The organism is Nostoc sp. LEGE 12454 (assembly GCF_056620565.1).
Window position 1 is genome coordinate 1 of sequence record NZ_JBWQXL010000091.1, and the last position, 7282, is coordinate 7282.

The following is a 7282-nucleotide window of genomic DNA, read 5'->3' on the forward strand; positions in this document are numbered from 1 at the left end:
CGCCAACGCAAACATCGCCTTCACCATGATCCAATTACCGCAATACAAGGTTTGGTCAATCAACATACAGAAATTCTCTCTGTGCTTGAGTCTCAAGCCCTAAAATACCAATTAGATAGCTAGGGGGTTTTACGATTTGATTGTAAGCTGTAGCCAAGCGATTCAAGTAAGTTATAAACACTTTTAGGACTAGTCCTATGTCCCCCAATGTTTAATGCCGCAGCCAGTTTCACAACACTTTTAGAAGTCCATTTTAGAGGAGATTCTGGGTCTCCCAGTGTCACTGGTTCAATCAGCGATTCTAAATCTGATAGCAGCATTGCGTCTTTTTCTTCAAGTAGTTTACGTCCAGCACCTGACGAACGAATTCGATTACTATCATCATTCGAGGTTTTTTCCCCCGAAGCGTCTAACAATAACCGTATCCCAGCATGGATTGTAGTCCGGGATAGTCCAGTTGCGATCGCAACCTGACTCACGCCTCCCCAGCCCAGGCTTCGGGCTTCAATTGCTGCCCAAATACGCCGTGTTTTCTCATTCAAATAAGGCGATAACGAATCGTACTTGTCTTGAATGCTTTCTACTACCTGCTTATCAGACATATAAGCCTTTAATTCGGTTACATTCCGATCATCTAACCATTCGGCAAATTGTTCAAGTTATTTTTACATGATGCCTTACCACTATCCACCCATTGCTGCAACGCAACTATCAACCCTTGTTGCCAAATGCGAAACTTGCGGTTCTCCTGCATCCACCCCTGTAACCGTCCCCAATGGCGAATCAAAGCCTCGTGGACGACTTCCACCGTTTCCTCATTCCTCAATTCATCCCAGTTCGTCACCACCAACCGCTTATCAGCCAAGCGCGTCACCAAATCCCAATTATCTCCCCCCACTTCCTCACTCGTCGCCAACCTGCGGGTATCTTCCGTACCTTCCCCCGGTTGCACTAACTGAATAAACACCCGTTGCGCTGTTTCCCGTTCCCCTGCGCTCAAGTCTGCATAAACCATCTCTGCATAATTAGCCAGCGCTTTCTCCACCCCGCCAATTTTCTTATATGCTTGATGGGTCAATCTTCCCACATATTGCTGCTTCCACAACTGAGTCAGGGTAAATTCTAACAACGGCAAACGCCCATCCCCATCTTCAATATCATCAATTATGGTATTACACAAACCCTTCTCAAACTCAAAACCCAATTGTCTCGCGGGGAGTGCGATCGCTGCTTCCAACTCCTTCCGATTCATCCGCACCACAGGCTCTAGTTGATACTGTTGTAGCGATCGCCCAAAAGGCTCATAATCATCCAACGCCCTAGATAAAAAATCCGCCCGTAAGGTGAGTAATAAGGTAAAAAACGGTGCATTATTAACCGCTTGTAGCAAACCATCCAAGAAAATTTTGCGTTCCTCTGCATCCGTACACAGAGTATAAATTTCCTCAAATTGGTCAGCAATCAACAAAATCCGCTTCCCCTGTCCTCCCAGGAGACCGGTTAGGGGTGAGGTAATAAACCCTTCCAAACTTGTCGAATCGCGCTGTAAATTTACATCCAATTCCAACTCAGCCAAACGTCGCTCATTTTCTGGTAAATTTAACGCCGAAACCAACGCTACAGCCAAAGCAGCAAAGGGATTTTTACCCGGACGAAACGATAAAATCAACCAATTATTAATAGTATCCCCACGCAATTGCGGAATTAAGCCAGCAAACACCAGCGAAGATTTCCCACTACCCGAAGCACCAATTACAGCCACCAAAGGTTTACTATTAACAGCAGTAACTAGACTCGCGGTTGCTTTATTTCTCCCAAAAAAATACTCAGCATTCTCTTCCTTAAACGCACTCAAACCTTGATAGGGACAAAAAGAAATTATCCCCAAACTTTGCCAAGTTGGTGGTATTTCCGTCTGATTTTGAACAATTACCGGAAGCCAACTAGCACAGGGAAATTCTGACTCTAGTTGTTGTAATTCCAACCGTGCATTTTTCACCGAAATATACAAAGACTTCCCACCAGTAAAGTCTTGCAGAAAATACTTCAAAAACTCCTGTGCGACTATATCCGGTACAGGTTCTCGCATCACAATTACTTGGGGAATGTGCAGTTGTTCTAACTCATAAGCAATCCCTAAACCATCACAGGAATTAAAAAATGCAATTTGCAAACGTCTTTTAATTGCAACTTGCAAAGCATCCCGCAATTCTGCGATCGTCAAACTGTCGTGATGATTTATATAAATCCTCCCCTGGGTTTTCTCCGTTCGAGAATGTCCAGAGAAAAACAACATATCCCAACCCAAATCATCTTGCAGATAATGATTTAAGTCCTCCCGTGATGGTTGTTGTAATAAGACAATTTCCGCAGCATCACCACAAAAATTATGTAGCAGCTTTTTATCAGCTTCAATATCAATCTTTAAGCTATCCCCCAAAATAATTAAAATTCTAATTTTTTCTCGATATGCTCGTTCTCCCTGTTCTGCATTTGGCGAACTTAAAGCCACCTCTACCAGTGGAAAATTAATCAAAACATCCCACAAATGCCAAGGTAGTTGACGTAATTCATGACAAGAAGTCGTAATTATGATTCTGATTTCATCTTTGAGATTTAGTTCGTGTAAAAAATTGACAATAGATGTAAAAGATGGTACATTCAGCCATTGATTAAAACTAGCAAGTAAGTTGATAGATTCTCTTGTACATTCTTGCTTTAAAGATTCCAGATTAACCTGACTACTCCCCTGAGATTTAACCCTAAATTGACTATATTGACTGCAATATATTTCGTGCCAGTTATTTAATAATTGCGGAATCTTAATATTTTCCGGTAACTTAGCTGTGGTGGTTCGATAAGCGCGTTGTCCTTCATTAGCTATTTCTAAATTGACTTGAAACCCTGATTCAAAATTGCCATCAAATTTGAGAATAACCAGCTTTTTCATAGGTGATGCAATCTAAATTATTGAATTATTAAAAATATAAGAGTGTGTTATGACGAATGTCCGTAATGCACCAGAAAGACATATTTAGGTGCGTTAGGAACGCACCATACAAAATCATACAACAAAATCCTGAGTCACTTTCGACTCACCTAAAATTATCTCAACACAAAATTCCTCATTTAATTCTGCACTTAATGCAATCTCCACCCAATCATCATTCTGTCGAGAAGTAACAGCATCTACTTCTTGACCATTTTCATCAGTAACAACCAATTTTAATCCTGGAGGTAAAGAAACACTTTTTTCTCGGTCAGGATGAACTTGTACAATAATATCTATTTCACCCTGAGTTTGATTTTTTACATCATTTATCTCTTTATTTTTAGGATTTAACTTGATAATCAAAACCACAGACTCGCCATTTAACTGCAAACCCATATCAACTTTTTTGCACTTCGTCACGCTAAAATTTCTCGCAAATCTAAAACTCAGTTCTCGTGGATTAAATATTTCTTCCACGTTTAACCAACCCTCTGTAATTACTCCCTCTAACCATTGTCGAATATTGACTTTTACAGCTTGTTCTTTCGCTGTTAAATAATCCAGTAAATTATCTACAGATTGTAACTGAGTTAAAGGAACTTTCGCTAATGGTTGAGTTGTAAAACCTAAAATTGTTGCTTCTTTTAAAGATTGGTTAAACTGTACCGCAACATAAGCAATTCTATCTGACCTTACCTCAGTAGGAATTTCCAAATATTCCGCATCTGGTAATACTGGACGACATTCGATTTTACCAATATTTTTTACTTCCAAATCAGCCAAATCAATTAAACTTAGCATCCACGGATTACTATTATCTGCATTTGATCCCTTAGTTTCAAACCCCATACAATCAAGATAATAATTGACCGCATACACAGCTAAAGTATTGAGATAGATTTTTTTCCCATCCTCAGTATTTGATATTCCTTGTTTGCGTTGATTAGCTCTTTCATGAGCTTCTATACTGAGAGGAATAGTGAAAGATGTTTGTTCGTGGTTAGTGTTCATAATTGTCCTGAATATGTTTGTGCAAGAGTGAATGATTGAGAATTAAGGTTCGGTCTACTGTCTTATTGTAAATATTTACGAAAATAATCGATGATTTTACGCTTTTTAATGTTGCGTTGATATAGCTCAGATAGCCTTGATATTGGATGACCTAATTTTTGAGATATATCTTCCCATTTTTCATGATCTAATCTCATTAATATGACTTTCTGTAAATTGGCATTTTTATCTTCACCAATATAAGTATTTTGTAAAAGTCCTTCTGGGTCATTATTGACGAAATTTTTGGTGGTTGATAATTCCAATTCATCCTCAGTCTCAGAGATTAATTTATCTTTAATTTCATCTTGAACCCTCGATAATTCTTTGCTTATAGGTTTATCCGAACCACTGTTACGACTATCTAAATCATCAAGGGACAATATTTGCGTTCGCCTTCTGTATTGCCTCCGAACATCGTGAAATCGCCAAGTAAATATTTGATTAACCCAAGCCATCACGGGATGTTCTGGACGATAATCTTCGATATCTTTGCAAATTTCCAAATATGTATTTGCTTCTGCTTCGCTATAAATATCTGGAAAATGAGTTAATTTTTGCCGCCATTCTACAAACTTTTTTAATTTTCCCGAACTTTGAATTTTGGTAATCAATTTATTGAGAATTTTCCTTCGTTCTGCACTTTTTTGGGGATGGTTTTGTGCTGCGTAGACTAGCTGACGCAACTGTAAATCTAAATTATCATCCATCGAAATCTCCTGTTGCACCTCGAATGCTTGGTATTTTGTTGTCATCATGAATACATAGAATACTGTAGGGTAAATAGTTGTTTGAATTTTGGGAAATTTGCACCTTCAACGGGAGCAACGCAACACCATGCGGTAAAATATCCCAGGTAGCGAGCTTTTCGCGGGAATATATTCGACTTTTATCGATGCATGGTAATTCCTCCCCAACCTCTTTAAACCCTTCTACGAAGGAGATGGGGAGCTTTTACGCAGTTTTTGGGAAAATATTTGAAAATTATTTTTGTAGTACGAGGCTACAGAAGCAGGAGCGATCGCGAAGTGTGCCGTAGGTATCGCTGACATACTTCCAGTCCCCACTGTCAAGCTAACCATTAACGTTAAAATAGGAAGCAGAGCAAATATTGTGTATTATCTACCTTGAAATAGCCTAAATGCTCACATAGTAAACTTATATGGCAAAAGATAGATTTCATAATATTGTCAGAAACGCTTTAGAAAAAGACGGTTGGAATATTACAGCTGACCCATACGAAATTAATGTCGATGATGTGGATTTTGAGATTGATTTAGCCGCAGAGCAACTTTTAGGAGCAGAGAGAGAAGGACGAAAAATAGCGGTAGAAATTAAAAGTTTTATTAGTCCATCGAATGTTTCCGAATTTCATACTGCCTTGGGACAATTTTTAAATTATCGAGATGCTTTAGATAAAATTGAACCCGATCGCCTACTTTATTTAGCCGTAAGATTGCCTGTTTATGAAACTTTTTTTCAACGAAAATTTATTATATCGGCAGTTGAAAAATATCAATTACGATTGGTGATTTACGATGTAGAGCAGGAGATTATTAGTCAATGGCTGTAGAAGAATATCGACAATATATTAAACACCTTCTTTCCGAACGGCAAAAGCGAGCTTCAATGTCACGAAAATATGAAGAGTATGAGGTGCAAACAATTTTTGACGAACAACAAGACCATTATCAATTACTTTACGTCGGTTGGAGAGGAAATAAACGGGATTTTGGTTGCATTTTACATCTTGATATTAAAGATGGGAAAATTTGGATTCAACATGATGGTACTGAAATTGGAATTGCTAATCAATTAGTGGAAATGGGAGTACCCAAGCAAGATATTATTTTGGCGTTTCATGAACCCTATATACGTCAGTTTACTGAGTTTGGAAGTTGAAAAATACAATTATATAATTTAACCTGTACTGCAAAGCGATAACTTCGTTGAGCTGAGTCGCAAAGCGTTGCAACTCGCACTTCTAATTTAACCCACATTGTAAAGCGATCGCATCTCAAAAACTGTACCAATCGCACTTCCAATTTAACCCTAGCGCAAACGCCATCGCAGTTTTTATTATATCAATATATCATCGCATAATCTTTTATCTTCTGGACTAATGTCGGAATTATTCTTTAAATAATCGTGTAGATGTTTGCAACCTTTTTTTAACAAATTATTAAGGTCAAAATTCCATATCACTATTCTTCCATTGTCATTAACAGAAACGATATTGTTTGCGTCATCACTAAAACTTAATTGTAAAATCCTATTATTTGTATTAGTCTTAATGTCTTTTAGTTCTCTACCATCAAAACTCCATAATTTTATTATATTGCCTGCACTACTAGCAATGATATTAGAATCGGGACTAAAGCTAATACTTAGGATGCTACTTATGTGCCCTTTTAATATTTGTAAAACCTGACCTTGTGTATTCCAAATCTTAATTATGCCGCTACTATCACCAGATGCAATCATTGTACTGTCAGAGCTAAATCTAATGCTTGTTATTGTACTATAATGCCCATTAAATGTTGCTAGTAACTGCCCCTGTTTGTTCCAAAGTTTAACTGTATTATCATCAATACTAGTAGAGGAAATGATGTTACTATCTGGACTAAAAGCTATACTAGAAGAACTGCCATTGTGAGCTTTGAAGGTTCGTAAGTGTTTGCCCTCTCTACTCCAAAGTGTGATTGTTCCCTCACTTCCATCAGCTGAGGCAACTATTTTACCATCTGGACTCAGAGAAACTTCAAAACCTTTGCCAAAAGTTTTTAATAACTTACCCTGTTTGTTCCAAAGTTTAATCTTCCAGTTGTTCTCATCACCTATATCCTTTCGATTCCGGCTCATAGATATAATAGTATTGCCCGCTGAAGCAATACTCAGACTGGATAAGCCCTTATCAACTTTAAAGTTTCCAATTTGACGACCATACTTAGTCCATATTTTGATTATTCCATCTTCCCCACCAAGAGCGATGGTGTCACCATAATAACTTAAACTAGTATGTAGATAGGAACTATTATGACCTTGAAAACCGTCACGTTTTCTAGCATCTTTACTCCATAATTTAACAAGCCCATCATCACCACCGGAGGCGATAAGGCATCATGTAAAAATAACTTGAACAATTTGCCGAATGGTTAGATGATCGGAATGTAACCGAATTAAAGGCTTATATGTCTGATAAGCAGGTAGTAGAAAGCATTCAAGACAAGTACGATTCGT

At 38.0% G+C, this 7282-nt stretch carries 6 protein-coding genes and 1 pseudogene; 2 read left to right on the top strand and 5 right to left on the bottom strand.

The features are described 5' to 3' along the window. Window positions 1–125: 125 nt before the first annotated feature. From AC1F2U_RS34265 to AC1F2U_RS34280, 4 genes and pseudogenes are all read right to left on the bottom strand, one after another. Window positions 126–602 (bottom strand): annotated as a pseudogene (locus tag AC1F2U_RS34265) (ISAzo13-like element transposase-related protein); the annotation flags it as partial. Between the two features lie 32 nt (window positions 603–634). Further along, complete coding sequence (locus AC1F2U_RS34270) at window positions 635–2950, bottom strand: nSTAND1 domain-containing NTPase (RefSeq protein WP_480265192.1); 2316 nt, start codon at window positions 2948–2950, stop codon at window positions 635–637. A gap of 114 nt (window positions 2951–3064) precedes the next feature. Continuing rightward, window positions 3065–4003, bottom strand: a complete 939-nt coding sequence (locus AC1F2U_RS34275) for a DUF1822 family protein (RefSeq protein WP_480265194.1) — start codon at window positions 4001–4003, stop codon at window positions 3065–3067. Window positions 4004–4065: 62 nt separating this feature from the next. Beyond that, window positions 4066–4800 (bottom strand): hypothetical protein, encoded by a 735-nt coding sequence (locus tag AC1F2U_RS34280; protein WP_480265195.1) that lies wholly within the window; start codon window positions 4798–4800, stop codon window positions 4066–4068. A 404-nt stretch (window positions 4801–5204) separates the two neighbouring features. Here AC1F2U_RS34280 and AC1F2U_RS34285 point away from each other — a divergent pair, with 404 nt between their 5' ends. Then, on the top strand, window positions 5205–5615 hold the full coding sequence (locus tag AC1F2U_RS34285; protein WP_480265196.1) for a XisH family protein: 411 nt from the start codon (window positions 5205–5207) through the stop codon (window positions 5613–5615). Then, window positions 5606–5944, top strand: coding sequence for an element excision factor XisI family protein (locus tag AC1F2U_RS34290; protein ID WP_480265197.1), 339 nt, complete (start codon window positions 5606–5608; stop codon window positions 5942–5944). The genes AC1F2U_RS34285 and AC1F2U_RS34290 overlap by 10 nt, the downstream gene beginning before the upstream one ends. A gap of 177 nt (window positions 5945–6121) precedes the next feature. On the opposite strand, the gene AC1F2U_RS34295 is transcribed toward AC1F2U_RS34290, so the two are convergent. After that, window positions 6122–6904: a WD40 repeat domain-containing protein gene (locus AC1F2U_RS34295; protein WP_480265198.1), complete on the bottom strand. Its 783-nt coding sequence runs from the start codon at window positions 6902–6904 to the stop codon at window positions 6122–6124. Window positions 6905–7282 lie beyond the last annotated feature (378 nt).

Bases quoted from the DNA above. Each gene is read 5' to 3' on its own strand.
- AC1F2U_RS34270 (WP_480265192.1), bottom strand. From the start codon at position 2,950: ATGAAAAAGCTGGTTATTCTCAAATTTGATGGCAATTTTGAATCAGGG.
- AC1F2U_RS34275 (WP_480265194.1), bottom strand. From the start codon at position 4,003: ATGAACACTAACCACGAACAAACATCTTTCACTATTCCTCTCAGTATA.
- AC1F2U_RS34280 (WP_480265195.1), bottom strand. From the start codon at position 4,800: ATGATGACAACAAAATACCAAGCATTCGAGGTGCAACAGGAGATTTCG.
- AC1F2U_RS34285 (WP_480265196.1), top strand. From the start codon at position 5,205: ATGGCAAAAGATAGATTTCATAATATTGTCAGAAACGCTTTAGAAAAA.
- AC1F2U_RS34290 (WP_480265197.1), top strand. From the start codon at position 5,606: ATGGCTGTAGAAGAATATCGACAATATATTAAACACCTTCTTTCCGAA.
- AC1F2U_RS34295 (WP_480265198.1), bottom strand. From the start codon at position 6,904: ATGAGCCGGAATCGAAAGGATATAGGTGATGAGAACAACTGGAAGATT.